Source organism: Shewanella sp. SP1S1-7 (assembly GCF_031932105.1).
GTDB classification, from domain to species: domain Bacteria; phylum Pseudomonadota; class Gammaproteobacteria; order Enterobacterales; family Shewanellaceae; genus Shewanella; species Shewanella baltica.
The window spans coordinates 42581-69108 of the sequence record NZ_JAUOEU010000021.1 but is presented as its reverse complement, the minus strand read 5'-3'; the positions used below and the strand labels follow the sequence as shown (position 1 = coordinate 69108).

24 protein-coding genes and 1 pseudogene are annotated in these 26528 nt (G+C 47.3%); 13 read left to right on the top strand and 12 right to left on the bottom strand.

Going from position 1 to position 26528, the window contains the following annotated elements:
- Nucleotides 1–163 precede the first annotated feature (163 nt).
- On the top strand, nt 164–1564 hold the full coding sequence (locus Q4Q49_RS15825) for a DASS family sodium-coupled anion symporter (protein WP_311999806.1): 1401 nt from the start codon (nt 164–166) through the stop codon (nt 1562–1564).
- Nucleotides 1565–1644: 80 nt separating this feature from the next.
- Here the strand turns inward: Q4Q49_RS15825 and trxC are convergent.
- Nucleotides 1645–2066, bottom strand: a pseudogene (trxC, locus tag Q4Q49_RS15820) (thioredoxin TrxC).
- Nucleotides 2067–2305: 239 nt separating this feature from the next.
- Between trxC and Q4Q49_RS15815 the strand changes: the two are divergent.
- A complete protein-coding gene (locus Q4Q49_RS15815) occupies nt 2306–2641 on the top strand; it encodes an FKBP-type peptidyl-prolyl cis-trans isomerase (RefSeq protein ID WP_011845636.1) in 336 nt (111 codons plus the stop codon).
- 142 nt (nt 2642–2783) lie between these two features.
- The gene (locus Q4Q49_RS15810) at nt 2784–3767 is read left to right on the top strand and encodes a sensor domain-containing diguanylate cyclase (RefSeq protein WP_311999805.1); all 984 of its coding nucleotides are present in this window, start codon (nt 2784–2786) and stop codon (nt 3765–3767) included.
- Between the two features lie 27 nt (nt 3768–3794).
- Here Q4Q49_RS15810 and Q4Q49_RS15805 read toward each other — a convergent pair whose 3' ends face one another.
- From Q4Q49_RS15805 to Q4Q49_RS15785, 5 genes are all read right to left on the bottom strand, one after another.
- On the bottom strand, nt 3795–4220 hold the full coding sequence (locus Q4Q49_RS15805) for a DUF1850 domain-containing protein (RefSeq protein WP_311999804.1): 426 nt from the start codon (nt 4218–4220) through the stop codon (nt 3795–3797).
- A 42-nt stretch (nt 4221–4262) separates the two neighbouring features.
- Nucleotides 4263–6296 (bottom strand): TRAP transporter permease, encoded by a 2034-nt coding sequence (locus tag Q4Q49_RS15800; RefSeq protein ID WP_311999803.1) that lies wholly within the window; start codon nt 6294–6296, stop codon nt 4263–4265.
- Nucleotides 6297–6493: 197 nt separating this feature from the next.
- Complete coding sequence (locus Q4Q49_RS15795) at nt 6494–7450, bottom strand: TAXI family TRAP transporter solute-binding subunit (protein WP_106648291.1); 957 nt, start codon at nt 7448–7450, stop codon at nt 6494–6496.
- Between the two features lie 280 nt (nt 7451–7730).
- Nucleotides 7731–7853, bottom strand: a complete 123-nt coding sequence (locus tag Q4Q49_RS15790) for a hypothetical protein (RefSeq protein ID WP_311999802.1) — start codon at nt 7851–7853, stop codon at nt 7731–7733.
- Between the two features lie 328 nt (nt 7854–8181).
- The gene (locus Q4Q49_RS15785) at nt 8182–9690 is read right to left on the bottom strand and encodes a helicase HerA-like domain-containing protein (RefSeq protein WP_311999801.1); all 1509 of its coding nucleotides are present in this window, start codon (nt 9688–9690) and stop codon (nt 8182–8184) included.
- 217 nt (nt 9691–9907) lie between these two features.
- On the opposite strand from Q4Q49_RS15785, the gene Q4Q49_RS15780 reads away from it, so the two are divergent.
- The 4 genes from Q4Q49_RS15780 to Q4Q49_RS15765 all read left to right on the top strand — a co-directional run bounded on the left by Q4Q49_RS15780 (nt 9908) and on the right by Q4Q49_RS15765 (nt 12082).
- Nucleotides 9908–10144 carry a hypothetical protein gene (locus Q4Q49_RS15780; protein ID WP_311999800.1) on the top strand — a complete coding sequence of 79 codons (237 nt, stop codon included), beginning with the start codon at nt 9908–9910 and terminating at the stop codon, nt 10142–10144.
- A gap of 11 nt (nt 10145–10155) precedes the next feature.
- On the top strand, nt 10156–10581 hold the full coding sequence (locus tag Q4Q49_RS15775; RefSeq protein WP_014615423.1) for a hypothetical protein: 426 nt from the start codon (nt 10156–10158) through the stop codon (nt 10579–10581).
- Between the two features lie 115 nt (nt 10582–10696).
- The gene (locus Q4Q49_RS15770; protein WP_311999799.1) at nt 10697–11575 is read left to right on the top strand and encodes a neutral zinc metallopeptidase; all 879 of its coding nucleotides are present in this window, start codon (nt 10697–10699) and stop codon (nt 11573–11575) included.
- A gap of 51 nt (nt 11576–11626) precedes the next feature.
- Nucleotides 11627–12082: an NUDIX domain-containing protein gene (locus tag Q4Q49_RS15765; protein WP_311999798.1), complete on the top strand. Its 456-nt coding sequence runs from the start codon at nt 11627–11629 to the stop codon at nt 12080–12082.
- Between the two features lie 25 nt (nt 12083–12107).
- Here the strand turns inward: Q4Q49_RS15765 and Q4Q49_RS15760 are convergent, their stop codons facing one another.
- From Q4Q49_RS15760 to Q4Q49_RS15750, 3 genes are all read right to left on the bottom strand, one after another.
- Complete coding sequence (locus tag Q4Q49_RS15760; protein ID WP_311999797.1) at nt 12108–13307, bottom strand: SAM-dependent methyltransferase; 1200 nt, start codon at nt 13305–13307, stop codon at nt 12108–12110.
- 323 nt (nt 13308–13630) lie between these two features.
- Nucleotides 13631–15607, bottom strand: coding sequence for a hypothetical protein (locus Q4Q49_RS15755; RefSeq protein WP_311999796.1), 1977 nt, complete (start codon nt 15605–15607; stop codon nt 13631–13633).
- Nucleotides 15608–15861: 254 nt separating this feature from the next.
- Nucleotides 15862–16812, bottom strand: coding sequence for a response regulator (locus tag Q4Q49_RS15750; RefSeq protein WP_311999795.1), 951 nt, complete (start codon nt 16810–16812; stop codon nt 15862–15864).
- A 193-nt stretch (nt 16813–17005) separates the two neighbouring features.
- On the opposite strand from Q4Q49_RS15750, the gene uvrD reads away from it, so the two are divergent.
- Nucleotides 17006–19174: a DNA helicase II gene (gene uvrD, locus Q4Q49_RS15745; protein ID WP_259504428.1), complete on the top strand. Its 2169-nt coding sequence runs from the start codon at nt 17006–17008 to the stop codon at nt 19172–19174.
- A gap of 138 nt (nt 19175–19312) precedes the next feature.
- Nucleotides 19313–20173 (top strand): 4-hydroxybenzoate octaprenyltransferase, encoded by an 861-nt coding sequence (gene ubiA / locus Q4Q49_RS15740; RefSeq protein WP_311999794.1) that lies wholly within the window; start codon nt 19313–19315, stop codon nt 20171–20173.
- Here ubiA and torT read toward each other — a convergent pair.
- Nucleotides 20170–21288 carry a TMAO reductase system periplasmic protein TorT gene (gene torT, locus Q4Q49_RS15735; RefSeq protein WP_311999793.1) on the bottom strand — a complete coding sequence of 373 codons (1119 nt, stop codon included), beginning with the start codon at nt 21286–21288 and terminating at the stop codon, nt 20170–20172. The two genes, ubiA and torT, sit on opposite strands and share 4 nt — an antisense overlap.
- Nucleotides 21289–21586: 298 nt before the next feature.
- On the opposite strand from torT, the gene Q4Q49_RS15730 reads away from it, so the two are divergent.
- The 4 genes from Q4Q49_RS15730 to Q4Q49_RS15715 all read left to right on the top strand — a co-directional run bounded on the left by Q4Q49_RS15730 (nt 21587) and on the right by Q4Q49_RS15715 (nt 25511).
- The gene (locus tag Q4Q49_RS15730; protein ID WP_311891016.1) at nt 21587–21982 is read left to right on the top strand and encodes a VOC family protein; all 396 of its coding nucleotides are present in this window, start codon (nt 21587–21589) and stop codon (nt 21980–21982) included.
- Nucleotides 21983–22016: 34 nt separating this feature from the next.
- Complete coding sequence (locus tag Q4Q49_RS15725; protein WP_311999792.1) at nt 22017–23066, top strand: nitronate monooxygenase; 1050 nt, start codon at nt 22017–22019, stop codon at nt 23064–23066.
- 221 nt (nt 23067–23287) lie between these two features.
- Nucleotides 23288–24205, top strand: coding sequence for a redoxin family protein (locus Q4Q49_RS15720; RefSeq protein WP_311999791.1), 918 nt, complete (start codon nt 23288–23290; stop codon nt 24203–24205).
- Nucleotides 24206–24428: 223 nt separating this feature from the next.
- Nucleotides 24429–25511 (top strand): AI-2E family transporter, encoded by a 1083-nt coding sequence (locus tag Q4Q49_RS15715; protein WP_011845652.1) that lies wholly within the window; start codon nt 24429–24431, stop codon nt 25509–25511.
- Between the two features lie 3 nt (nt 25512–25514).
- Here the strand turns inward: Q4Q49_RS15715 and Q4Q49_RS15710 are convergent, their stop codons facing one another.
- On the bottom strand, nt 25515–25811 hold the full coding sequence (locus Q4Q49_RS15710; RefSeq protein ID WP_107949415.1) for a helix-hairpin-helix domain-containing protein: 297 nt from the start codon (nt 25809–25811) through the stop codon (nt 25515–25517).
- A 123-nt stretch (nt 25812–25934) separates the two neighbouring features.
- Nucleotides 25935–26513 carry a nucleoside triphosphate pyrophosphohydrolase family protein gene (locus Q4Q49_RS15705; RefSeq protein ID WP_311999790.1) on the bottom strand — a complete coding sequence of 193 codons (579 nt, stop codon included), beginning with the start codon at nt 26511–26513 and terminating at the stop codon, nt 25935–25937.
- Nucleotides 26514–26528 lie beyond the last annotated feature (15 nt).

Genomic DNA, 26528 nt, shown 5'->3' with positions numbered 1-26528 from the left:
AGATCAGAAATGGGTGATTTTTATCGCACTTAAGGTTTTTCTGGGCTTTTAGTCGGCAGAATGTGTGGTTGCTAAGTGGCAAAATTACAAAATAAACCGCTTTGCCAAGTGTGATCTATGCCCTAAATTTGCGTCAAAATAAAATGGTATTAAGGTTGTAACCATGTCATTAACAGATTCAAGCACTGTTCCACCTAACAAAGCTCCCGTCAGCGAGGGGCTCGATAAAAAGAAAATGCTGATCCTAGCGGCGGATATTGTGCTGTTATTTGCACTCTATTATGGCTTACCTTTCGAACAAGGGGTGAATACGGGTCTGGCGATTCTGGTTTTCGCTGGCATTCTTTGGTTGACCGAAGCGATCCACATCAGTATTACTGCGATTCTCGTGCCTATACTAGCCGTATTCTTTGGGGTGTTTGAAACCAAGGAAGCAATGAGTAGCTTTGCTAATCCCATCATCTATTTATTCTTCGGTGGCTTCGTACTGGCTGCGGCCTTACACCATCAAAAGATTGATACCTTAATCGCACAAAAGTTGTTGTTAGCCTCTAAGGGCAAACTCAGTATCGCTTGCTTTATGCTGTTTGGGGTGACGGCACTGCTCTCTATGTGGATCAGCAATACCGCCACCACGGCGATGATGCTGCCATTGGCACTGGGGATTTTGCAGCAACTAGACCGCGAAAAATACCACAGCACGTATGTGTTCTTACTGCTCGGGATTGCTTATTCGGCCAACATCGGTGGTATCGGTACTTTAGTGGGCAGTCCACCGAATGCGATTGCTGCGGCGCAAGTTGGCTTGAGTTTTAGTGATTGGCTCAAGTTTGGTATTCCGACCGTTATCCTCATGTTGCCGTTAATGTTGATTGCCTTGTATTGGTATTTTAAGCCGGATCTTTCAGCCAAGTTCGATGTGCAAGTTGAAGCGCAGAAGCTAACGTTCCAAGGTAAATTCACCCTGCTTATCTTTCTCGCGACGGTATGTTGCTGGATTTTCAGTGTGCCATTAGCTAAGGCATTAGGTGGCATTACTCAGTTCGATACTATCGTAGCGTTAGGCGCGGTTGTTTTGCTCGCGGGCTTAGGCTTAGTTGGCTGGAAGAAGATTGAATCGACCACAGATTGGGGCGTACTAATACTGTTTGGCGGCGGTTTAACGCTAAGCGCGGTACTGAAAACCACAGGCACTAGCGTGTTTTTAGCCCACTGGATGACAGATATTTTCGGCAGTACGCACATGTCGTTGTTCGTCTTTGCAGTGATTGCCTTTGTGGTGATGCTGACCGAGTTTGCCAGTAATACCGCCAGCGCCGCACTGTTAGTGCCTGTATTTGCTGCAATTGCCGAGGCATTAGGCGTATCGCCTGTGATGTTATCTGTGCTGATTGGTATTGCCGCATCCTGCGCCTTTATGCTGCCAGTGGCGACGCCGCCCAATGCGATCGTTTATGGTTCTGGCCATATCAAGCAATCGGAAATGGTGCGAGTAGGTATGATCATCAACTTTATCAGCATGATAGTGCTAGGCATTATCGCCCATGTTTTTTGGGATGTCTGATATCGGCAGATTGAGATTTTAGTAAACAAAATACCCAGCGAGTCTGGGTATTTTTATGGGCGCGAAATAGTTACCTGCGGTTAGCTATGGCTTTTTAACCATTGATTTAAGGCTGACTGAGGTAAAGCGCCCGCTTGCTGCGCGAGTATTTTCCCTTGCTTGAAAATCATAATAGTGGGAATCGAGCGAATATTAAATTGCGCCGCAAGGGCTTGTTGTTCTTCAGTATTGATTTTACCGAAGCGAAATTGAGGCTCCCACGTCTTAGCTAACGCGGAAAATACCGGGGCAAAACTTTTACAGGGGCCACACCAGCTGGCCAAAAATCAACGACTAGGGGAAGCTCTGATTTATTGGCATGGTTGGCAAAGTTTGCGCTAGTGAGTTCAATCGGCGCAGCCGTAAAGACACTGAGCTTACATTTACCGCAAGTGGGTTGCTGGTTTACACGCTCATCGGGAACGCGGTTTAACGTATCGCAATGGGGGCAGGCAATAATCATGGCAAAGCTCCAAAATAAAATGTCTATACGGCTAATATATTGGGCTAACGGACGGTTATTTAAAGGGCGAGTGATGATGTTATCGCCCATGGTGACCTTATTCTCAAGAATAAAGCAGTGAACCGAGCCGCAGAAATGTGGCAATAGCGCCGACAAGCGTGGTCGTCGGTGATAAAATCCTGCGCAAAGTTGAATATCGCGCCATTTATTAAGTGCGAACAAGAAAAGAGAGTGAAGAAATGACTGAATTAGAAGTAATCGATCTGCAAGTGGGCGAAGGAAAAGAAGCGGTAAAAGGTGCGCTGATCACCACCCAATACCGTGGTTTTTTGCAGGATGGCACCCAATTCGATTCATCCTATGATCGCGGTCAGGCGTTTCAATGTGTAATTGGCACTGGCCGTGTGATTAAAGGCTGGGACCAAGGCATTATGGGGATGAAAGTCGGTGGCAAACGTAAGTTATTAGTGCCAGCTCATTTAGCCTATGGCGAGCGCCAAGTGGGTGCGCATATTAAACCCAATTCTGATCTCACCTTTGAAATCGAATTGCTTGAAGTGCTGACTCGAGACTAAGCGTGGCATGATAGCGATAGTCTGTGTAAGCTCGATTGGGCCAGCATGATTCTGGCTCATCTTGCACTCCTCGCTATCTTGCTTCGGCATTGAGTGTTTTACACTGGAGGAGATTTTCCCGCTTTAAGGAAAGAGATTTTTCGTGGCATCGGATACGGCAGCAGAACACATCAAGCAACTTCAGGCTGAAATTGCTCAGCTCAAACGTGAAAACGCTCAGTTAACGGCGTTGAATCGTCGTGCCGAAGAAAAACTGTTTGCCGCCCTCGATGGCAATGGTTTGTGTCTGTGGGAACAGCATATTCCAAGCGGGAATTTAACCATTTTCAATATGCGCTGGGGCGAAATGCTCGGTTTTAGTCCTGAAGAATTAGCCGCCCACGTTGATATCTGGAAAAGTAAATTACACCCAGAAGATAAAGCATGGGTGATAAAAGCCTTTGAAGATCATGTCAGTGGCAAGTCCGATTACTATCAGGCAGTACACAGAATGCTGCATAAAGATGGCAGCGTCACTTGGGTGTCCGATCGTGGGCGTATCGTCGAGCGTCTTGCCGATGGTACACCGCTGCGGATGATGGGCAGCCATATCGATATCACCCAAGAAAAACGCTACGAACTGGATTTGGCACTGTTAGCGCACAGCGATCCCCTCACCAACTTAATGAATCGCCAAGCCATAGCCAAAGCGTTCGATGAGTGTTTGCAACCTGAGATGCGCGGCGCATTATTCTTTATCGATCTGGATGGTTTTAAAGCCTTAAATGACCGTCACGGCCATAAGTTTGGCGACAATTTATTGGTGCATGTAGCGCATACATTAGTGTCTCACTCGGGTGAGTTAGCGAAGATCGCTCGGCTAGGTGGCGATGAGTTTGTGATCATACTGCCGTCCTCCGATATTGAATCTTTAGCTATGCTCGCACAGTCCTTGCTCGATGTTTATCGACAGGGCTTTTTGCTTGAAGGTTGTGACGTGGAGATAGGCCTGAGTATCGGTATCGATATATTTAGCTATGGTGATAGTTTTGCCAAAAGCTGCGATCGCGCGGATGCTGCTATGTATCGCGTGAAACACCAAGGTAAAAATGGCTATCGCTTTTACCAGCAAGCTGATGATTGCTAACCCTTAACCCGCCCGTCATTTACTCGCTTAGCGAACATCAATAGGCGCGACATTTGCCTGTTCACAACCCCACACCTCAACGGCGGCATCTTGCCTGTTCGGCGCGCCAATCCAATGACTCATGGCTTGGCATTGCACTTTTCCTGAGATTTGAGTGAAGCAAAGTTCAAAATCCCCTGCTTCGGGCGTGCGACCTAAGCGCAACACAGGCAAAATGAGCAGCTTGGGCTGATAATGCCAGCTGCCATTTTTAAGATAGGCATCATCTGGGATTTCCATTCCTGCACCCGTGCCTTTTACTCTCGCTTCGACTAGCACTAAGCCTTGAGGCGTGACGTGATAGTCTTCCTCCCAGCGGATTTTCTCTATGCTGTGGTTCCATGCCAAGGTGAAGTGCTCTGTGGGCACTTGCGCCCACAGGGTACCTGCTAGGCCTAAACATAGGCCTAGCATAGCTTTACCTTAGACTTATTAACGACTGACAATCCCAAGGGTTTATCCTTGCTCTGCCAGACGTTTGAGTTTGCGCGCGCGCCAACTGTGCTGCAGGATAAACAACAGCGCGAGTCCAAAGCCGATTTCATCACTCAATGGCGTCGCAAGGATCAAACTTGCCCCCGCGAGGAAGCCGATAACGCGTTCCCACCAGTAGAGTTTTTGTAATAGATATCCGGTAAAGATCACCCCCCAAATACCAATACCAACCGTTGCCTTCAGCACCACAAAGCCCGTCGCTAATAAGCTGTCACCTTGGAGCATTAAGGCTGGATCGTAAACAGCCATAAAGGGGATCACAAAACCAGCAATGGCGATCCGAATCGCCCAGAGACTGATCTTAAGCCCGGATTCCTTCGCAATCGGGGCTGCCGCAAAGCAAGCCAAGGCTACGGGGGGGGTTAAATCTGCCATGATGCCGAAATAAAACACAAACATATGCGACACAATCAAGGGCACGCCTAAGTCGAGCAATGCGGGTGCGGCTATTGAGCTGGTAATAATGTAGTTAGGAATCGTCGGGATCCCCATGCCGAGCACTAGGCAAGTGATCATAGTCAACACGAGTGACAAGAACAGGTTGTCTTGGCCAACGGCGAGAATGTAGCTTGCGAAGGTTGAGGCAATCCCTGTGAGTGACACTATGCCGATAATCACGCCCACTAAGGCGCAGGCAATACCCACAGGCACAGCATGACGCGCGCCTTCAACCAGCGCGTGTAAGCAAACTGTGAGGGTTTCTTTGCCGCCCTTAATAAACCAACAAATGGCGACTAGCAGGGCGATAACCCCAAACACGACTCCGATCCCGAGTTGGAAGAAGCCAGCACATAGCACCCCAAGGGCAATCCAAAAGGCAATCCGCATCGCCATTGAAGACAACCGCAGGACGATGGCTGAGCCTAAGATCACTATCGAGGTGAGGGCTAACCCTACCATGCCAGAGAACAGCGGCGTTCTGCCCGAAAACAGCAAGTAGACCAAAATAAACAAGGGGATAAGGAGATACCAGCGTTCTTTAATCGCCGCCCAAGGATCGGGGCATTGATCTTTTGGCAGGCCACAAAGATTGGCGCGTTTGGCCTCTAAGTGCACCATCCAGAATACTGAGCAGAAATAAAGAAGCGCGGGGATCAATGCCGCTTTGGCGATCTCGATAAAGGGCACGTTAATGGTTTCGGCCATGATAAAGGCCACCGCGCCCATGATCGGCGGCATGATCTGGCTGCCCATACTCGATGTCGCTTCCACGCCACCGGCGAAGGCGGAGCGATAGCCAAATCGTTTCATCAATGGAATCGTAAATTGGCCTGTGGTGACGACGTTTGCCACTCCTGAGCCGGTAATCGTACCCATTAACGCCGATGACACCACAGCGACTTTCGCTGGTCCGCCGAGCTTGTGGCCGAACAATCCCATGGCAAAGTCGGTAAATAAACGGATCATCCCAGCTTGTTCTAGAAAAGAGCCGAAAAGAATAAACAGGAAGATATACGTCGCCGACACATAGGTTGGTGTGCCGTATAAGCCTTCGGTGCCGAAGGCGAGTTGGTTGATGATTTGATCGAAGCCATAGCCGCGGTGCATCAAATCGCCGGGTAGGTATTGACCCAATAAGCCATAGGCCAAAAAGATGCCGCAGATGATAGGCAGTGCCCAGCCCATAACTCGGCGCGCCGCTTCAAATACTAGTACGATCAAAGTGATACCTATCACCATGTCCGCATCGGTCAGCTCGCCAGAACGTTGAATTAAGTCGGCTTCAAAATACCACTGATAAGCCGCGGTAACCATGCCAGCTAGACCGAGTAGCCAAGCGAGTGGCTGCCAAGGTTGTGATTTACCTCTGGCGGGATAACTCAAAAACACCACGAGCAGCAAAAAGCCAATATGGGTTGCACGCAGTACTTGCGTCGACACGGGATGAAAAGCGGCAGTGATGATTTGAAAAATAGAAAAAATTAAGGCGGTATAGAACAGTGCCTTGGGCCAATCGCCAGTATTGGCGCTGAGACCTTGTTGGGGATCACTCATATTATGCCTCACAGCATTAGACTACAGAGGGCGATATATATCCAAACTACCTCAACGAGTTTTAGATCCGCTTCAATTCAAGGCGCATCAATGACTGAATTCTACCGTTTGAGGCTGTTTGGATATAAAAAGATGCCGTTATTCAACGGCATCGCGATCGCTTAGTTTGGAATAGGGTGCACAGATATCAGCAAAACTTAGAGTGCGCCAACTTCTTTGTAATAACGTTCTGCACCTGGGTGAAGCGGTATCGGCAGATTTTTCGTCGCTTTCTCTAAACTGATAGCTTTAGCGGCCGAATGCGCGTTACCGAGACGGTCTAAGTGCTCGAACATGAGCTTAGTCATTTGATAGGCTAAATCGTCCGACACGCCGCTTTGCGTCACCAGCAGATTTTGAATAGCAACGGTAGAAACGTCAGTGGTTTGGCCTTCATAGGTCGATGCTGGGATCACGCCGTGTTGATAGGCAGGATTGTTAATCTTAGCGATCACATCTTCTGGAATTTCAACAAAGTTAATCGCCATAGTTGCCGCTAAGTCGCGGATCGCGGCCATGCCCAGACCAGACGATTGCAAGGTCGCGTCTAACTGACGATTTTTGATGAGTTCTACGGATTCCGCATAAGGTAAAAACTCGACTTTACCCATGTCTTCGTAGCTTAAACCCGCGGCTTTGAAAATCGCTCTAGCATTGAGTTCGGTACCCGATTTAGGTGCACCGACAGAGATACGTTTCCCTTTTAAATCGGCCAAGGTTTTAATGCCAGACTCTTTATTGGCAACTATTTGAATGTAGTTAGGGTAAGCAGAGGCGAGCACACGGATTTTATCCAATGGTGTTTTAAAGCCTGCATCAATATCACCTTGGTAAGCGGCTGCGACTGAGTCACCTAGCGCGAGCGCTAATTCGCCACGACCCGCTTGCAGTAGATTGAGGTTTTCTACCGAGGCTTTGGTCGCTTGAACTGAAGTTTTAGAGCCTTCGATTCCAGTGCCATAGAGTTGCGATAGGGCAACACCAATAGGGTAATACACGCCACTGGTACCACCCGTGAGTATGTTAATAAAAGCGGGTGCGGCGGCCATCGCGGCGGCACTGAGTGTGAGTGTCACGGCGGCGCCGACTGCGACAAAACGTTTTTTGATTTTCATGGTGAAATATCCTTATTTTTTATAATGTTATGTAGGGTCTTTCGAGCTTGGAATACCTTAGCCTGCTGAATATAACTACATAAAATCTGAAAAAGGTCAATTAGGCTATAGTCGATAGCTGCTACTTTTGCATCATAAAACGAAGATTTGAGGCGGTTTTGCGGCGGCGCTATCGTGGGGCTTAACGAGGTCGGTTTAAGGAAAAACGGACAATAAAAAGGGCTAACCTGAGTTAACCCTATTTGTGTTATTTGAGGATGAACCTTTGAATAACAAGACACTATTTAGTGTTATCTAAGAAACCTTTAGTGGCATTTTTCGCGAGTTTTGCTGCTTTCTTTTCTTTAGCAGACAACAGCGGTTGTTTCTTCGATTCTTTACGGTTTTTTTGCTCTTTACTCATATAAAACTCCATGTACTCTTTGGTTATTCATCAGGCTAATCATGCAAGCCGTACTTAATTGAACCTGTTCCATGATGTCCTGATTGAAGCGAAATTTTTATCTCGAATTACAACATTTTAAAATTACAAATATTTAAAATCATTGATAATTATCTGTGAATTGATTCGCCTCAATGAGCGATTACAGCAAAATAATCTTATCACCGAATTCCGTACCATGATCCATCTATCACTTAGAATAATTAACGCTAATGCTAGCGTTAACCTGTATAATAAATATGCGATCTATCACACAGCTTTCGAATATGTGATCTAATTATGGACGCGCCTAGCGTCGAGTTGATTTACCTAACATCCCGCCTAATATGCCGCGCAAAATTTGTTTGCCTAATTGGCTGCCGACAGTGCGTGCCGCTTGCTTTGACAAGGTCTCAGCTAAACCTTGGCGGCGTTTATTACCAAAAATAAGTTCACTGAACCAACCTTGTTCTTCGGCTTTTTGACCCGTTTGGCCATCATTTGCTGCATCACTTGCTGTGGATGTGGGGTTGCTGGTGGCAGCGCCACTACGCCTTTGGTTAAGGCGTTCGTAGGCCGATTCACGGTTGATGGAATGATCGTATTTGCCACCAATCGGGCTTTGGGCACGGACTTGTTGTAACTCCTCATTCGTGGCGGGTCCCATGCGGCAACGCGGCGGTGCGATGAGTGCGCGCTCGACCATAGTCGGCACGCCCTTGTCGGCCAGCATAGACACTAAAGCCTCGCCTACGCCGAGCTGGGAAATAACCTCACTGACAACCAGTTTGGGGTTAGGCACAAAGGTTTCGGCGGCGGTTTTGACCGCCTTTTGATCCCTTGGCGTGTAAGCTCGCAGGGCATGTTGAATGCGATTACCCAATTGTCCGAGAATTTCGCTCGGCACATCATCAGGAAATTGCGAGCAAAAATAAACGCCTACGCCTTTTGAGCGAATAAGGCGCATGATCTGTTCGACGCGTTTTAATAAACTCGGTGGACAACCTTCAAAGAGTAAATGGGCTTCATCGATAAAAAACACTAGCTTAGGTTTTTCGGGATCGCCGACTTCGGGCAGATTCTCAAATAATTCTGACAGTAGCCAGAGTAAAAAACTTGAATATAAACGGGGAGTTAAAATCAGTTTGTTCGCTGCTAATAAATTGATAATGCCGCGCCCTTGTAAATTAGTGCGCATTAAATCTTCAAGCTGTAACGCGGGTTCACCAAAAAAGTCTTTGCCGCCATCGCGCTCTAGTCCTAGCACTGAGCGCTGAATCGCTGCGAGGGATTGGGCGCTGATCAAACCATATTTGGCGGAGACTTCTTTGCGCTCCTCAGCAACCAAAGCCAGCATGGCGCGCAGATCATCTAAGTCGAGCAATAATAACCCTTGGTCGTCCGCCAGTTGAAACACTATGTCTAAGATGCCGCTTTGGGTGTCATTTAATTCTAAAATTCGGCTGAGTAAGGTCGGGCCCATTTCGCTGATGGTGGTACGCAGTGGATGGCCTTGAACGCTCGCTAAATCCCATAGCACCACAGGGTTGGCTTCGTTGTGATAATCCTCTATGCCAATTTGCGCCGCCCTTTGTAATAGCTTTTCACTTGGGGTGCCCGCGATCGCTAGGCCTGAGATATCACCTTTAACATCTGTGATGAAAACCGGCACGCCTTGGCGCGAAAAACCTTCGGCTAGGCTCATTAGTGATACGGTTTTGCCTGTCCCAGTGGCGCCGGCAATTAATCCATGACGATTGGCATACTTAAGATTTAAGTGAACCTGTTGCTCACCTTTCCCAATCAATAGAGTATTCAAGGGCATTCCTTATGTTAACTTTAGCGTCTGCACATAGATTGCAGAGCCTTATTTAAGCCACGGTAGTGCGTCGTATATGGGTATAAAAATTCACCATTGAGTGTTGGCCTTGGTATTATTTCTGTCAATGTTAGTGTTATACAGCAAAGAGCAAGCTTGTTAATGTCATTGTGGTTAAACGTGTCATTATTGTTGTACTAATTAGAGCGCTTTAAAGATGAAAATATTATTGATTATGTTAGCCTTATTATCTTCACTGTTGATGTCTGGCTGTGCCGAATTAGCATGTTCTGCCAGAACCGATGTCGACCCCTATGAGCCCATGCTAGATAAACAGCGCTGTGTTTCCGAGGCGGATAAAAATCTCGACGAGTACCAAAAGGCAAAAGCAGCGGAAGAAAAACAACGGCTGAAAACGGCCATAGAACAAGCCACTCAAAAATCGTTAATTTAGAAAGGATATCTATGAAAGGTGCGGGCGGAACACAGGGCGGGACGGGACAATTTTTTATGGGTCTTGCCATGATGTGTGGCGGATTTTATTTATTGTTCAATGCAATACAAGTGAGCTCTAGTTTTGGACTCGGCTATGGCTTATATCGAGTTAACGCCTTTGGACAAGGCATGTCGATTACCACTGGCATGGTGATGCTACCGTTTATTATCGGCATTGTGATGGTGTTTTTTGACGCTAAGAGTAAGTTAGCTTGGCTGCTGAGTTTAGGTTCGCTAACGGCCTTGATTGTGGGGGTTATCAGCTCGATTCAATTCCACTTTAAATCTATGTCGGCCTTTGAACTGATCATGATCCTCGTTTTGGCCTTTGGTGGTTTAGGATTGTTTTTACGCTCACTGAAAGACGCGCCCACAAGCGATACTCAAGCGAAATAACCACTAGACTCTTAATCTCTAGGCTCTAGAGTGCAAATCCGAAATAGAGCTGTGCATCTAAGCGATTTTAATAGCGGTTTAACGAGTGCTTTTAACTACAGAGTGAAGGAATGCGATGCGCTGGCGTGACACTGACAGAAGCTCCAATATCGAAGACAGACGCGGTCAGCAAATGGCATCAGCGGGCGTGCCGAGTGCTTTGTTACTCAGGTTCTTGCCCTTTTTACTGAGAACCAAACTTGGCCGTGTGGTGTTGCTCATCGGCGGCATTTATTTCGCGTTCCAGTATTTTACTGGTGGCCTGTCACTCGACCCGAGCACTCAAGCTAATCTTAGACAATCCCAATCTAGCTCAACGACCGCGGTACAGGATGAAAATGCCCAGTTTGTGGCGGCCATTTTAGGCACCACAGAAACCGTTTGGGGCCAGTTACTCAAAGGGCAATATCGAGAGCCTAAGTTAGTGCTTTATCGCAATATGACCTCCACTGGCTGCGGTATGGGACAGGCGCAGTCTGGGCCTTTCTATTGCCCTGCCGATAGCAAGGTATATATCGATCTCAGCTTTCTTGATGAGCTTAAAACCTTAGGCGCGCCCGGCGATTTTGCCTTTGCCTATGTGATTGCCCACGAGGTAGGCCACCATGTGCAAAACTTGCTTGGCACTAGCACTAAGGTGCGCCAAGCCCAGCAATCTGGCAGTAAAGTGCAGGCTAATCAATTGAGTGTCGCACTTGAATTACAGGCGGATTGTTACGCGGGTATTTGGGGGCATTTTGCCAATCAACAACTTAATTTACTTGAAGCGGGCGATTTAGCGGAAGGCATTGCCGCCGCCAGTGCAGTGGGTGACGATCGCTTGCAACAGATGGCGGGTCGCGCCGTACAGCCCGATGCTTTTACCCACGGCAGTTCGGCGCAGCGGATGAAATGGTTTAAGACAGGGTTTGATTCGGGTAATCTCGCCAGTTGTAATACCTTTGCGACGAAGTGATTTTATTTGATATCTCAAATGCATACCGAACATAAATGCAAGGATAACTGAGTGGCCTTTAACGATACCTTTAGACTGAGCAGCCACGCGGTTATCACTAATGCGCAGGGGAAAGTGCTGTTGCTTAAGGCCAATTACGGTAACTTTGCTTGGGGCTTGCCCGGTGGCGCACTCGAGCCTGGTGAGACGATTCACGAGGCCTTGGTGCGCGAATGCCAAGAGGAATTAGGCTTAAGTGTGCGGGTTAACTATTTGAGCGGCGTGTATTATCACAGTGCCTATCAATCCCAAGCCTTTATCTTTCGTTGTGAACTGGTGTTGCCTGAGTTGCCTGATGGGCCTGAGGTGGCAAAAAATGGGGCAGAAGGTGAGCTACTGCCGATCCACTTAAGCCACGAACATTCAGAGTTTGCCTTCCTCGATATCGACACCCTTAGCGCGGTGCAGCAGCAAAGAATTAAAGATTGCCTCAATTTCAACGGCGTTGTGATGAGTGCAAAGTTTTAATGCTTTGCCAGTAAACCGCCGGCCGTTAATCGGCTTGGGTTTGCGCGAGCAAGGTTTCTAAGCAATGTTCCTTGATCCCGTAATAGGCTTTAATGTCAGCAATTTGCGCGAGGATTGCGGCGCTGTCTTTCTGATTATGTTGTGGCTTTTTAACGGCCAAAATCATCTTATTTTTATTGGTATGTTCTAGGCTGATAAATTCAAACACCTTAGTCGCATAACCATTGGCTTCCAAAAATAGCGCACGTAATGAATCCGTCACCATTTCAGCCTGTTGGCCCATGTGCACCCCATATTGCAGCATAGGTTTAAACAATTCTGGGCTGTGCATCTGCGGGCGAATTTGTTTATGGCAGCAAGGCGAGCACATGATGATGTCGGCATTGGCGCGAATACCATAATGAATCGCATAGTCAGTGGCGATATCGCAGGCGTGCAGGGCGATCATCACATCGGTTTGCTTAGGCGCATGGGTTCTCACATCGCCGCAGACAAATGACAGCCCTTGATGATCCAGCGTTGCCGCCGTTTCATTACATAAATCGGCCAAGGCTTGGCGTAATTCCACCCCAGTCACCTGAGCATCATTGTGAAGGCTGTGGCGCAGGTAATCATGGATTGCAAAGGTGAGATAACCTTTACCAGACCCAAAATCGACCACATTGATCGGTTGGTCATTCTTGTGGGGCGACGCTTCGAGCGCTTGGCTGAAAACCTCAATAAATTTATTGATTTGCTTCCATTTACGCGACATCGCAGGGATAAGATTATGCTGGCTGTCCGTCACGCCTAGCTTGGTCAGGAAGGGCCGTTCGATATCCACAAAACGTTTTTTCTCACGGTCATGTTCTAACGGCGCAGCGACGGTTTGTTTAACATTATGTGTGCTGATTTGGACTTTGCCTTTTTTGCTGATCTCAAGCTGAACTTCTGCCTCTGCCGTAGCTAAGTGGGCACTCTTAAAATCGCTACCGAGTAACAGTTTTATGCTGGCTAAGCCTTCGTCATAACTCAGGTTTTTAGTGATGTGATTCGTCTGGTGTTGATACACAAACGACAGCATAGGCTCATTTTGCAAACTAATCGGCCGAATCGTAATGCGCTGCAGGCTTTTATCTGCCCCTCGGTACTTACTCAACAATAGTTTGATCAGACTATTCTTCGCCAAGCTGTCAGCCAAAAGCTGGTAAAAATCATCAAAAGAATTAAGCGCTGAATGGGACATTATTGTTTCCGAAAAAGTAACCAAGAAAAACAGGGTGAGTATTCTAACCGCGATCCGCCGCTACCTAAAGTTATTCTCATTGAAAGGAGGGTTTGGGTCTAAAGCATTGCCCATGTCTGGCTATGTTATTGCCCCTACATCTTCAAGCTAAATACTAAGCCGTAAAGGATAAAGGTGCTTTGGATAGTGAACCAAGGCGCTCCCGTATCGCGATTGCCCGTTTTTGCGAGAGTAAGCGATTAAACAACAGGGTGAGATAAAGCTAAAAAAAGCGTCGGACTGCTTGCACTTACACAGTCCGACAAAGTGGAAGATCTATTTCGTTAAGGTTGAGTTGGTGTTAGCTCTACTTGCCAAAGGGAGAGGTTATTGGCGGTGTCAGTGATGCTGACTAATGCCCTTTGATTCCCTTGACAGGATTTGCCGAGCAAAGGACTAATGGTCATAGTTTGGGTGTTGCTGTAACTAAAGGTTGCTGTACCTGCGGTTGTTACTGAAAAATTGGTATTGATTTGAGTATTACTAGTCACCTCAGTTAAGTTCACATCACCTATGGTGTCGCCAATATCATTCTCTGCAAGATTTTGAACCAACATAGTGTAACGCGCGCCGCAACGATTATTACCGAAACTCGTTATACAGCGATTCTCTGTGTCGCTCGTGTATTCCAAGTCAAATTGCAGCGGTTTATTGACTATGTCAGCACTGATAAAGCCTGAAATATCTCGCACTGAGGTAATTCTACCTAGGCTTGTTCCTGCAGCCGAGCTTGGTTTATCCACAAGTTCTGAGACAAAGCCACCAATATAATCGAGTGAAAAAGTGCCGCCATCAGCACCATTTTCAACTGCGATCATTTCTCCCCAAGCAGTGGTCTTGATTGATGAAAATAGGTAGTTATCCGATGAATCAGCATCATAGAGTCCATTTGGGCCATCTGATTCGACTGTGGCAGTAAATTTATAGCCGCTAGCATCTTTGATATAACGGCCAAACTCACCAGACTGTGGCTGCGGTGATTTACCTTCGTAACTATCGGTATTTGCTGTATGGCTAATGGCATATTGTTGATTGGGCAGGAAAGTGACAAAACTTTCATTATCGGTTTCTGGATCCAGCACGTGCCAAGTACCAACCAGCGGATCGCTGCTATCTTCAATGCGTGTGAGGGTAATGTCTCCTTCAGTGTTATCGATAAAGCTCACCGTCAGTTTGTCTAAATTCACGGTCGCGTTATTGACTGTGCTTCCTTCATCATAAAATCCTCCAGAACCATCGGATTGCGCAATGATGCTGACACTAAAGCTGCCTGTTTGTGAATCCCAGGAGTAATGACCATATTCCACCGATGCAGCGCTTTGACCACCGTCACTTTCATGCTCGTGGATCATGATGTAGCTAGAATGGTCTTTAAATGTCAGCACAGTCCGTTGCCCTTCACCTTCGGTGAATAACCAGCTGCCTAAAAGTAAGTTACGATTTGAACTGTCAAAGTGTGTTAAGGCTTGAGTCTCGCTGATTAACGTCAAGCCTGAGTTCTTGGTCGTAAAGGCTGCATTGATGTTGGCATCGAAATCAGCACTGGTGATATCGAGCACGGTATCGGCTAACAGTTCGTGGCTTGTATCCCTCACTTGAATCCCATTTTCAACATCGCAATCCTTATCTAAGGTTTGTAATAGCTGCAGGATATTAACTTTGGTGACTTGGTTACCTGCGGCAATTTCTGTGGGTGTGATCAAGTTTGCTGCCGCCGTTGCAGGAAACATTATCGCACCCACGGAGAAGGTGACATGCTCACCTTTAAGGTATTGATATTCACCGATATCACTCGTGATTCCTGCTTCTTTGGTTTCGGTTTGGTAGTTAATGCCCGCGACTGGGCTGTCCCTCAGTATTCCGGTTAGCTCAGCATTGGGGTTATCTTCGCAGGTGACTAAAGTGGCGACCGCTGTTGTCGCATTTAAAGTGCCACTGCCATTAGTTACGCTGCAAGTTTGTGCCGCAGGTTGAGTGCTAACAGTAATCGCAAAGCTAATGCCTTCGTCTTGCATGGTGGGAAATGTAAAGGCCTTATCTGTGCCATCACTTTGAATCGACAGTGTTTCTACTGCTTGACCATTTTTTTGTAATTCGAGCTTAACTGTGTCAGAAAGCCCTTTCACATTGCCTTTGATAGCAAGCTGTGGAGTCGGGGGCGGTGTCGGTGTGACTTCATCATCGTCATTGTCGTCACCACCACAGGCAGTCAGTATTAGTCCTGCGAGTAGCGGAATAGCAAGGAGGTAGGTCGGCTTCATTATATCAATTCCTTTTATGAAACTTAGGTAGACGTATTGAGTTACGGAGCTAAATCCACAGGCGCTTTCATTGCTTTACTGCGGTTTATGCTGAGCAATCGATATACCGAAGGCATAGAACAGTTATCGATAGAAAAGGTATATAACGGCTATCTTAAATCTGTCTTTGAAATCTATTGATTAAATTTGAATGTTATAATTATCAATTAGTTACTCGATAGCTTTAGATGATGGCTAATCTGCTGAGTGCAGGGCTAGTGTGGGGACGACTCTAAATCAAAGGAGTCAATAAGCGGGGTCAAGTGTTGATATAAATCTTCTGCTTCGACGGCAATGTCATTAGCGCCATGATCGCGGGCTTTTTGCCTTAACGCTTCAGAGGGCATAATGGTATATAAGTAAATGGGAGTTGGTATGCCAAGTTCCCTGATCATCCGTATCATTTTTAGGCCCGCCAAAGGATCGGCTTCCCGTCCCATATCGGTAATAATGGCATCGTAGCGATAGAGACCTAGTAGCGTGAGGGCGTCTTGGGTTGTTTGTGTGGTGTACACCCCAATCTGTCGTTCTTCGAGGTATTGCCGTTCAGTTTGATTATTCTCAGGATGGTCATCCACCCAAAGGATCCTTGCTTTGACATTATTGGGTTCTGCTAACACTAAGGGATTGGCACGCTGAGTTTGCTGGTGGCTAGCCACTGCAAGCGTTATCGCAACGGACGCGATAAATAGCCACAGATAACGCAAGTTAACTCGTTTGTAGCTTGGCTGGGTTTGATTTGGGCTTTGTTGCTGATTACTGTCAGATTGCTGTGTTTTACTCGAGTCGAGATTGACTGTCGGGGTGTTGGTATTCAGGGGCGCTGTTGTTTGTGCATTATCGTTCTGTGAATTGAGGATGGCGGCAATATCATGGGATAAGCGGTAACCTCTGCCGTGGAGTGTTTGGATTATCGGAATTTCTAATCCTGCTGAAGCGAACAATTTACGAGTATCTGAAATTAGCCTAGCTACTGACCAACTGCTCACGATTGTGTTAGGCCAAATTTTTTCGAGTAAAAATGCTTGGTCACAGTGTGCCGGATAGGCTTCAATCAAGAGACTAATCAGTAGGATAACGCGTTCATCACAGTTAATGCGTTCACTATTGCAGTGCAGAGTGTGGTTTTGAACATCCAGCATAAACGTTCGAAAAGTGTAATGCATTCATGTCCTTTTGCGTTTCTAAGTCTAAGTCAGCTTAAAGTTGTTCTAAATGTTAATTATTTGTTGTGCCCTAATTCAAGCGAAACTTAGCTGTTTAGTCAACTTGATTTGTGCTTATGTGGCGGGCAAAACTCGTGGCGTGTCATGGTGAGTTCTTCTGTTATAATGCCCCCTCGATTTTTTGGAGGCGAGAATGGACGTATCTTCTTTACTAGACGGCCTGAATGATAAGCAGCGCGAGGCTGTCGCGGCACCGCAATCTAGTATGTTAGTGTTGGCGGGCGCAGGCAGTGGTAAAACTCGGGTGTTGACCCACCGCATTGCGTGGCTGATGCAGGTTGAACAGCAGAGTCCTTACTCGATTCTTGCGGTGACATTTACCAATAAAGCCGCGGCTGAGATGCGCGAGCGAGTTGAAAAAGTCGCTGGCACCAATATGGGCCGCATGTGGATTGGCACTTTCCACGGCTTGGCGCATCGCTTATTACGCACTCACTTCCAAGATGCGGGTTTACCGCAAAGCTTCCAAATCCTCGATTCTGACGATCAAGTGCGTTTGATCAAACGTATTCTTAAAAGCCTGAATTTGGATGAAAAACAATATCCTCCACGCCAAGCTCAGGGTTATATCAATGGTAAAAAAGACCAAGGATTACGCCCTAAACATATCGATGCGGGCGGTTTTCCGCTTGAGCAAAATCTGTTAAAAATCTATCAGGTTTACCAAGAGTCTTGTGATCGCGCTGGTTTAGTCGATTTTGCCGAAATTCTATTACGCGCCCATGAGTTATGGCTCAATAAGCCGCACTTGTTGGCCCATTATCAGGACAGATTTAAGCATATTTTGGTGGACGAGTTTCAAGATACCAACGCGATCCAATATGCGTGGATCCGTGTGCTCGCCGGTCAAACTGCCAATGTGATGATAGTCGGTGATGACGACCAATCGATTTACGGCTGGCGCGGCGCTCAGGTTGAAAACTTACATAGATTCTTAAAAGATTTCCCGAGTGCGACTACGATTCGTCTCGAGCAAAACTATCGCTCTAAGGGCAATATTCTTAAAGCTTCCAACGCCTTAATCGCTAATAACCCAGAACGTATGGGCAAAGAGTTGTGGACGGATGAAGCCGATGGCGATCCAATTTCGCTCTATTGCGCCTTTAATGAAATGGACGAGGCGCGCTTTATTGTCGGTCGAATTAATGATTGGCACGAAAAGGGTGGCAATCTCAGCGATTGTGCGATTTTATATCGTTCTAACGCTCAGTCGCGGGTATTGGAAGAAGCCTTATTACACAAAGGTTTAGCCTATCGTATCTACGGTGGTTTACGCTTCTTCGAGCGCCAAGAAATTAAAGATGCCATGGGTTACCTGCGGTTGATTAATAACAAAGACGACGATGCGGCGTTTGAGCGTGTGGTTAACACGCCGCCCCGTGGCATTGGCGATCGCACTTTGGATATTTTGCGCTCCACGGCGCGCCAGCATGAGTTAACCCTGTGGCAGGCGAGTGTGCGTTTGCTCGACGAGAAAGTGCTCGCGGGCCGCGCGGCGAATTCTGTGCGTGGTTTCATGGACTTAATCATGACGATGCGTGAAGACACCCAAGATATGGTGCTGTATCGCATGGCCGATACAGTGATCCAAGCTTCGGGTCTTAAGGCCATGTATGAAGCCGAAAAGGGTGAAAAAGCCCACGCTAGAATCGAAAACTTAGAAGAATTAGTTACAGCGGCGCGTACCTTCGAAATGCCAGAAGAGCTGGAGGACATGGGCGAACTTAATGGTTTTCTCTCCCACGCGGCGCTCGAAGCAGGCGAAGGCCAAGCCGATGCCTTTACCGATGCGGTGCAGCTAATGACGCTGCATTCTGCCAAAGGGCTAGAGTTCACTATGGTGTTCATGGCGGGGGTCGAAGAAGGGATCTTCCCGAGTAAAATGGCACTCGAAGAGGGCGATAGACTCGATGAAGAACGCCGCCTCTGCTATGTGGGCATGACCCGCGCGATGGAAAAACTCTACATTACCTATGCGGAATCGCGCCGTATTTATGGCCGAGAAGATTATGCCCGGCCATCGCGTTTTATCAAAGAGATCCCACCGCAATATGTGGATGAAATCCGCCTCAAGGCGCAGGTTTCAACCCCAATGGCGAATAATCGTTTTAGCACCCAAAAGTCAGCTGCCACAAACGATACCGGTTTTAACGTCGGCCAACGAGTCAATCACCCTAAATTTGGTGAAGGCAAGGTGACCAACTTTGAGGGCAGCGGTGCCCAAGGGCGCGTGCAAGTCAGCTTTACTGACTTTGGCAGCAAGTGGTTAGTCGTGGCTTACGCTCGTTTAGAAGCGCTGTGATTACTGCCATCATCGCGATAAATGTCAGCTTTTTGTGACACGCTTTTAGGGGATGAATTCGCATCGGGAGAAGCATGGGTATATGATGCTAAGCCTGAAAACGAGTGGAAACTTGAGGGTATTGGGAGTACCTAGTTAATGAATTTAAAGCAAAAGTGGGATGTGTATTCCCGTCTTACTCGAATCGACCGCCCCATAGGTACGCTATTATTGCTGTGGCCATGTTTGATGGCGCTAATGTTAGCTGCGGGTGGCATGCCGGATCTTAAGGTCTTGGTTATCTTCATTATTGGCGTAGTGATCATGCGTGCCTGTGGCTGCATTATTAACGACTATGCTGATCGCGATCTCGATTCTTTTGTTGAACGCACTCGATCACGCCCGCTAGCCAGTGGCGAAATCAGCACCAAAGAAGCGCTGATACTGTTCGTCATTTTAGGTTTATCCGCTTTTGGTTTAGTTTTATTACTCAATGGATTAGTCGTTAAATTATCCGTTGTCGGTATTATCCTCACTATTATTTATCCATTCACTAAACGCATCACCAACATGCCACAGATGTTTTTAGGCATAGTGTGGAGTTGGTCTATCCCTATGGCTTACGCCGCACAGACGGGTGAAGTACCCATCGAGGCTTGGTGGTTATTTGCCGCCAATTGGTGTTGGACTGTCGCCTACGATACCATGTATGCCATGGTCGATAGGGACGATGATCTCAAAGTGGGTATTAAATCTACTGCGATTTTGTTTGGTAAATATGATCGCCAAATCATAGGCTTATTTCAGCTTGCCGCCTTGGCTTGCTTTATCGCCGCAGGTTGGAGCGCCGACCGTGGTTTGCTGTATGGTTTAGGCATACTGACTTTTGTTGGCTTTAGCACTTACCAACAAATGCTGATCTTTGGTCGCGAGCGAGCCCCTTGTTTTAAAGCCTTCCTCAATAATAACTGGGCAGGTTTAGCCTTATTTGTTGGGTTGGGTGCGGATTATTTGATTTAACGAGCATCGTTTACGCTGGGCAGATCTTGATGGATCATCCATTGATTTTCCGGCGCTAATATCTGTTCTAAATCGATTTGGTGGATGTTGTCTTGGGAGATGACCTTGATAACTGGGCTCACTCTGCGGGGATAGGGCGAACCTTCGAGTGCGCGCACCGCCAGATCGATAGCAATTCGAGCCTGCAATACCGGTGAGTCGCTGACCGTTGCGAGTAGCTGCTTTTTCTGTACTAATTCTATAGTTTGCGCATTAGAGTAAAATGCGATGACTTTGCCGGTTTGATTCCGGCGTCCATCTAAAAAGCGCGCCGCGAACGTGGCCGCCACCGCATTGGCAATTACATAATCTACGCTTTGTTTTGCAAGTACTTTTCGCACCAAATCCGCTTGAACAAATAACTCCGTCGTACCGTAACCGCCTTCAATTGTGTCGAACTCTTGTTTAGCTGCCGCTTGTCTAAACCCTTGTTCCGCCGCCATCACCCAAGATGCACCCTTAGGCCCAGGAAACCACGCCACCTTAAGCTTAGGTGACTCCTGATTGATAGCTTCTCGCTGCTGCGCCGCAATATATTCTGTCGCCGCAACGGACATATCTTCAAAGCTGACTAAGGAGCGACTCGTGAGTTTGTCGGTCGCGATACCATTGACTAAATCGATAACCGGAATGCCAGCAGCGCTGAGTTGTTCAATATCCGCAATCAGTCCGTCAGCGGTATTGGCGGCAATAATATAAGCTTGAGCCTTGAGTGCATAACAATCATGGAGTTGCTGTTTTTGCTGCTCAATCTTGTCATATCCACCAGCATCATAAATGCCAAGCGTTACGCCTTGGCGCTCGGCTTCTTGTGATAATCCAAAAGCGACGCCCCACCAATATTGATCTTTCCCGTGGGGAAGTAAGGCGCAGATCCGCCATGCTTGATTGGCCTTAGTGAGTGGCGTGTAAAGGGTCTTTTGACCGTCGGCAATGACATCGGCGGGATACCAAGCTGCCTGCACTGCAAAGACGAAACAGCTAAGGATTAAGAGGAGGCATATCCTGAGGGAACGGGCGAAGAATGCAGTCAAGTGCATAGGCTCATCATGGTAAGTGAACAGTGAACTAAGCATAGAACAAGGATCCGTAGTTGCTTAATCATAGTTAAATAAAGCTAATTTATTGTTTAATAACAAGCGTAAAGCAGTACTGTTATGGTTTGGCCGCAAAGATATAAAATGACTTAAACGCCGTGGGGCAACGCATCCGCAGGCTTTACGCTTTGACTCGTTCACTGAATGTTTAAGTTTACATTTTACGTTGAAGGCTTAATGGCCGCAGGCTAGTTTTCGCCCTCGTGCTTGGTCTATAGTGCATGACTTATAGTGGCTTTCTATTGTCAACATCATGCTTGGGTAACAAGGAGTCGTTATGTTTATTCCGCCAGGATTTTCACGGGTTAGCCCGTATATGATTATCAACAATGCCGATAGTTTAGTGGCCTTTATGCGAAAAGCCTTTGATGCTAAAGCGCTACATATTTCCCATCGATTGGATGGCAAAATAGCCAATGCGCAGATGCAAATCGGCGACTGCCTATTTATGTTAAGCGAGGCGAGTGAAGCGTTTCCGCCAATGCCTGCATCCTACTATTTGTATGTGGAAGATGCCGATAAATCGGTGGCTCAGGCGCTCGCGGCTGAGGGCGAGTTAATCATGGAAGTGGCGGATAAACCCTATGGCGATCGCCAAGGTGGAGTGCGTGATCCCGTGGGTAATTTGTGGTGGATCTCCCAGCGTTTAGCCGCAGGGCCATATCAGGATTGATCGTCAAGTGATAACCAGTCAAAGGAGGTGATGTATGCCGTGCCAGTTAACCCGATTATTTGGAATCGAATTGCCAATTATTCAAGCGCCGATGGCGGGTGTTCAGGGCAGTGCCTTAGCGATAGCTGTGTCGCAAGCGGGTGCGTTGGGATCTTTGCCCTGCGCCATGTTATCCCTTGAAGCATTAGATGCCGCGTTGACACAGATCCGCGCCCAAACGACTAAGCCCATCAATGTAAACTTCTTTTGTCATCACGAGCCCGAACCGCAAGCGGCGAAACAAGCTGCATGGCTCAAGCAACTCGCGCCTTATTTTGCTGAGCTGGGTATCCATCCTGATACCCACGCTGCGGGAGCACAACGCGCGCCCTACACGAGTGCTCAGGCTGAAGTATTAGCCAAATTCAAACCTGAGGTTGTGAGTTTTCACTTTGGTTTACCCAATGAAGACTTGTTGCTGGAGATAAAATCTTGGGGATCTAAGATCATCTCGACGGCGACAACAGTAGAAGAGGCGCTCTGGTTAGAAGCGCGTGGCGTAGATGCCATTATTGCGCAGGGTTTAGAAGCTGGCGGCCATAGAGGACATTTCTTATCCGATGATTTGACTGAGCAGCTCGGCACTTTTAGTTTATTGCCGCAAATCATTGCTGCCGTTGATGTGCCCGTTATCGCAGCGGGTGGCATAGTCGATGCCAAAACCGTGCGCGCCGCCATGGCGATGGGCGCTTCGGCGGTGCAAGTTGGGACGGCCTATTTACTTTGCCCTGAATGCACCACCAGTGAGATCCATCGCGCCGCACTGCAAAGCGAGGCGGCGCAGCATACGGCTCTGACTAACTTATTTTCTGGTCGCCCCGCACGCGGCATAGTGAATCGTTTTATGGCTGAACTTGGACCTATCAATAACGCAGTACCGGATTTTCCGCTCGCCTCCAGTGCCGTCGCAGGATTGCGAAGCGCTGCCGAGCAACAAGGGTTCGGCGATTTTAGCCCACTTTGGTGCGGCCAAAATGCAACCGGCTGTCAGGCTATTCCCGCCGCAGAGCTAACAAGACAATTGGCGTTAGGCTTGATAGTTTAAGATGTTGTATTAATAGACGATTAATACTCATTGATACACTCACCAAGGCTTACATTTTATATGGCTAAATTAGCGGCTTGTTAGTTTATACTCACTGTTTAAAGGTTGGCTGCTGGGTTGACTGTCGCTCCCTTTAATTATGTATTTTCTGTGTAAATGGCTGCAAATCACTGGCCCCATAGTCGTGGATGCGAGTGATCTATCAATTTAAGGAAAACACTATGTTGTTACGTCAAATCATTGTTATGTGCCTTGCCGTCGTGAGTTTTGCTACGTTTGCGGGCGACAAAGCCTATCAAGATATCGCACTTAAAACCTATCCCGATCAGCAGCAAGTGACCTTAGGCAGCGTTGCGGGTAACAAGCCGATATACCTAAAGTTTTGGGCAACTTGGTGTCAGCCCTGTATGGAACAAATGCCGCATTTTGAAGCCCTGCAGAAGAAGTATCAGGACAAGATTAATATCGTCGCGGTGAACATCAATATTAATGAAGAGCAGCCTAAGATAGCTGATGTTATCGCGCGCTTCGGGCTTACTATGCCCGTGTGGTTGGATAATGAAGGTGAGTTGGGTGTGGCTTTAGGCTTGGTCGGCACGCCCTATAGTGTATTGATCAATCGTGGTGGTGATGTGGTTTACACTAGCCATGAGTCAGACGCTAATTTAGACAAATTTATCGATATGTTGGCGAATGGCCAAGAGTTGACCGCGCAGACAACAGAGGCGCCCAGTGCCGAGCAAACGGCTAAGTTACTCAAGCCTTGGGAACAAGGTGAGCATTTACTCTTTTTCACTGCAACTTGGTGTGATTGGTACTTGGCTGAGAGCCGTCCAGAAATGTCGAAAGAGTGTATTGCCGTCCAAAAAGGTTTAAATAATCTCGCGAAAAAAGTGCCGAATAAAGCGTGGCATGGTGTGGTCAATCACCTGTGGACAGACGATAAAGCACTCGAAGATTTTAAGCAGCTTTATCAGACTAAAATCGATTTTAGTATCGATGAGTTAGGCGTGTTATTTAATCATTTTAAAATCCGCAATATCCCGACGTTACTGTGGGTTAAGGACGGGAAAGTCATTCAGCGCATTACCGATTTTAGCCAGCCAGAGCAACTCGTTAAGCAACTCTCGGCGCAATAAGCTCATTTCAACTGTTAGGCCTTTGATAGATAGCAAAAGGCCTTTTTCTTAAAAGATTGAATCGATACACAACGCAATATTCGGTATTAAAGTGATTGCCCATGGGAAGCACAGCGCAATAAACTGACTCGCAGAACGGGTTGAACTCAAACGTTAACGGTTGGCACAATGCCGAGTGTTTTCCATATTATCGTTGGATTGTATTGTGGGGAGTGTTAGCACTATGACGCCGATTTTCAGTAATGCCGCGATTGGTCGTAGTTTGTTGATTTTGCTCTTATGTGCTGGCGTGTTCTTTTTTATCGACTTTTTAGTGCCTGCCTTAGCCGCCTTGATTGTGTGTTTTTCGAGTTGGCCTCTTTATCAAAAACTATTGGCAAAATGCGGTGGTCGTTCGGCGTTGGCGGCAACCATTGCCCTATGTTGTATTGTGCTCGGGTTGATTATCCCGCTGGTGTTTGTATTTTCCTATGCGTTACAAGAGATAAGAACTTGGGTTGATTGGTTGGTGTTTACTAACCAACATGGTTCGCCCGTGCCCTTGTGGATCAAAGATTTACCTTGGATGGGTGAATGGTTAACCCTGCAATGGCAGCAATTTATCGGTGAACCCCACGAGCTAGGCAAAATAATCAGTGCCATCAGTGGTCAGAACCTGAGTGGCATTTCTCGCTGGGTGCTGCAATTAGGCTGGAACACACTAGGCCTGCTACTGACCTTACTCTTTATGCTTATTACGTTGTTTTTCCTCTATAAAGATGGCGAGCAAGTGGCCAAACAGTTAGATATTGTCGGCGAGCGAGTATTGCCAGCCCGCTGGCATAGCTTCTCCCGAGTGGTGCCTGCGACGGTCAGTTCGACGGTGATCGGTATGACGCTTATCGCGATTGGTGAGGGCATAGTGCTGGGGATTGCCTATTGGATTGCGGGTGTGCCATCGGCCGTGGCTTTTGGGGTGTTAACCGCCTTTATGGCCTTGGTTCCCGGCGGCGCGCCAACCATGTTTACCTTGATTTCACTCTATCTTGTCGGCACGGGCGATATGACGGCGGGCGTCGGCTTGTTCCTTTGGGGCAGCATAGAGCTGTTTATTGTTGATAAAACCCTGCGCCCCAATCTTGTCGGCGGGCCGATTAAATTGCCTTTCTTACCGACTTTTTTCGGTTTGATCGGCGGCGTGAAAACCATGGGTTTTGTCGGATTGTTTGTCGGCCCAGTATTGATGGCCTTGCTGGTGGCAATTTGGCGGGAATGGTTAAGGGAAGAACCTGAAATTATACAAAGTGATAAACAGGCGGGAAGCTAAAAGCTAAGGTTTAGTCTGCCCTAAGGTATTTTTGCGCTCATCGGTGTAAAACCACCAAGGTTTAGCATCTTCGCCCACCATAAAACGGGTGATGGAGATAAATACATCGATCATGCACGGGTCGTGTGTTTTTCCGGTCAAACGATTGAGTGCTTGATATAGGTCGTAGGGATTTTGCCCCAGCAGTTGCTCAGGTTTATCTATACCAAGCAAACGTAAATCCGCCGCACAGGCTTTGCCAATATTCGGTAAATCAGTTAATTGCTTAACCTCGGCACGCACTACTTTCGCAGGATTCATACGGATTGCCTCGTTAAAACACACGCTGAAAAGTCATTACTGCTGGATAATCGCTTAGGTGAGATAATTACCTTGGCGAAATAAGAGCCTGTAAATAACAGGCTCTAAACAAAGTTACAAAACTTAGGCTTTAACCAGCTTAGTGAGATCCGCTGGGCGGTAGTATACCGATTTTAGTACCTTGCCTTGGCGAACCACTTTACCCGCCATTTCCACATCTTTAGCACATTTGGCTATGATGAAGTCGCCTTGTTGACTACCAACTATTTCAACACCTTGCTTAGCATAAAAGGCAACTGTCTCAGCCAGTTCTTGCTCGTTGCGGCACACTTTGCTCATATTGCTCGAATGCACTTCGTCCCAGCAGGCGATAAAGTCAATTTCACGGTTTTTTGCCACACACAGCAGTAAGTCAATCAGGTAGCTGATTTCGAGTCTGTCGGTCATGGCCTGTGCGCCTAAATGCACTAAACGCCCCATTAACACATACACAGAATCGACGATGGCATCGGCTTGCTCGATACGGCTATCGGCTTCTGCTAGCTCAGTTAACTCTTCAATAATCAGTGAAGTATGTAAAGTGTCGGCCTTGTCATCCAAAGAATCAACATCATTAACGGGTAAGTCGAAGGTGTTACGAAACTCACTGATATCACGATATAAGTGGTCATAAATAGGTTGAGTTAAGCTGGTGAGTTTCATCTGGATAGCCTTGGG

Bases quoted from the DNA above. Each gene is read 5' to 3' on its own strand.
- Q4Q49_RS15825 (WP_311999806.1), top strand. From the start codon at position 164: ATGTCATTAACAGATTCAAGCACTGTTCCACCTAACAAAGCTCCCGTC.
- Q4Q49_RS15815 (WP_011845636.1), top strand. From the start codon at position 2,306: ATGACTGAATTAGAAGTAATCGATCTGCAAGTGGGCGAAGGAAAAGAA.
- Q4Q49_RS15805 (WP_311999804.1), bottom strand. From the start codon at position 4,220: ATGCTAGGCCTATGTTTAGGCCTAGCAGGTACCCTGTGGGCGCAAGTG.
- Q4Q49_RS15800 (WP_311999803.1), bottom strand. From the start codon at position 6,296: ATGAGTGATCCCCAACAAGGTCTCAGCGCCAATACTGGCGATTGGCCC.
- Q4Q49_RS15795 (WP_106648291.1), bottom strand. From the start codon at position 7,450: ATGAAAATCAAAAAACGTTTTGTCGCAGTCGGCGCCGCCGTGACACTC.
- Q4Q49_RS15790 (WP_311999802.1), bottom strand. From the start codon at position 7,853: ATGAGTAAAGAGCAAAAAAACCGTAAAGAATCGAAGAAACAACCGCTG.
- Q4Q49_RS15780 (WP_311999800.1), top strand. From the start codon at position 9,908: ATGAAAATATTATTGATTATGTTAGCCTTATTATCTTCACTGTTGATG.
- Q4Q49_RS15775 (WP_014615423.1), top strand. From the start codon at position 10,156: ATGAAAGGTGCGGGCGGAACACAGGGCGGGACGGGACAATTTTTTATG.
- Q4Q49_RS15770 (WP_311999799.1), top strand. From the start codon at position 10,697: ATGCGCTGGCGTGACACTGACAGAAGCTCCAATATCGAAGACAGACGC.
- Q4Q49_RS15760 (WP_311999797.1), bottom strand. From the start codon at position 13,307: ATGTCCCATTCAGCGCTTAATTCTTTTGATGATTTTTACCAGCTTTTG.
- Q4Q49_RS15755 (WP_311999796.1), bottom strand. From the start codon at position 15,607: ATGAAGCCGACCTACCTCCTTGCTATTCCGCTACTCGCAGGACTAATA.
- Q4Q49_RS15750 (WP_311999795.1), bottom strand. From the start codon at position 16,812: ATGCATTACACTTTTCGAACGTTTATGCTGGATGTTCAAAACCACACT.
- uvrD (WP_259504428.1), top strand. From the start codon at position 17,006: ATGGACGTATCTTCTTTACTAGACGGCCTGAATGATAAGCAGCGCGAG.
- ubiA (WP_311999794.1), top strand. From the start codon at position 19,313: ATGAATTTAAAGCAAAAGTGGGATGTGTATTCCCGTCTTACTCGAATC.
- torT (WP_311999793.1), bottom strand. From the start codon at position 21,288: ATGCTTAGTTCACTGTTCACTTACCATGATGAGCCTATGCACTTGACT.
- Q4Q49_RS15730 (WP_311891016.1), top strand. From the start codon at position 21,587: ATGTTTATTCCGCCAGGATTTTCACGGGTTAGCCCGTATATGATTATC.
- Q4Q49_RS15725 (WP_311999792.1), top strand. From the start codon at position 22,017: ATGCCGTGCCAGTTAACCCGATTATTTGGAATCGAATTGCCAATTATT.
- Q4Q49_RS15720 (WP_311999791.1), top strand. From the start codon at position 23,288: ATGTTGTTACGTCAAATCATTGTTATGTGCCTTGCCGTCGTGAGTTTT.
- Q4Q49_RS15715 (WP_011845652.1), top strand. From the start codon at position 24,429: ATGACGCCGATTTTCAGTAATGCCGCGATTGGTCGTAGTTTGTTGATT.
- Q4Q49_RS15710 (WP_107949415.1), bottom strand. From the start codon at position 25,811: ATGAATCCTGCGAAAGTAGTGCGTGCCGAGGTTAAGCAATTAACTGAT.
- Q4Q49_RS15705 (WP_311999790.1), bottom strand. From the start codon at position 26,513: ATGAAACTCACCAGCTTAACTCAACCTATTTATGACCACTTATATCGT.